Here is a 657-nt window from a genome sequence, read left to right on the forward strand (position 1 = left end):
CGAGTCATTCAGCCCTGTGCTACTGCGGCTTGCCGCCGGTTTTGGCGAACCAGACTTGACCCCGACTTGGGGCAGACTTGACCCTGACTTGCCTTCATTTGAGCCAGACTTGCACCCGTCATATTCACACTTTCCTTTCTGGCTTTCAGGTTCGTTGATGAAGGGGCAGTACGGTACGACGGCCTGATTTTTAGGGGTCCGGAACAGTCCTTTTCAGGCTGTCCCGACTTGCGAACCGCTCAGCCCTTTGTCACTGCGGCTTGCCGCCGGTTTTGGCGACCCAGACTTGGCCCTGACTTGGGGCAGACTTGACCCCGACTTGCCTTCATCCGGGCCAGACTTGCACGAGTCATATACACTATTGGCAGCCTGATTTTCCGGTTCAATCAGACCGCACAGGTGAGCCTCCTCCGCTTTATCGCCATTCCAGAGCAGTTCATATTGCAACAGATGGCCGCGACTGCCGCCGTGTGTCAGCAGGTATTCCATGTCACTCAGGCGCTGACAGTGGAGCTTAAGCTGGCTGTCACTCCACTGGGTATAACTGCGGATATCCCGGCGGGTAAAGCGGATAGCGTTCACTGGGCGTTGTTGCTCTGCCATGCTCTCTTTCACCATTTGCTGTATCAGCAGCAACAGTTTCCGGGTCTGGGGCGG

The 657-nt window shown here is 56.3% G+C and carries 1 protein-coding gene and 1 pseudogene; one reads left to right on the forward strand and one right to left on the reverse strand.

The window, feature by feature from the left end:
• Window positions 1-187 (forward strand): hypothetical protein (locus tag ABR397_RS23065; RefSeq protein WP_350307742.1); only part of this gene is annotated, 187 nt, incomplete at its 5' end.
• A gap of 26 nt (window positions 188-213) precedes the next feature.
• Here the strand turns inward: ABR397_RS23065 and ABR397_RS23070 are convergent.
• Window positions 214-657, reverse strand: a pseudogene (locus ABR397_RS23070) (DNA primase); the annotation flags it as partial.

The organism is Photorhabdus viridis (assembly GCF_040256935.1).
GTDB classification, from domain to species: domain Bacteria; phylum Pseudomonadota; class Gammaproteobacteria; order Enterobacterales; family Enterobacteriaceae; genus Photorhabdus; species Photorhabdus viridis.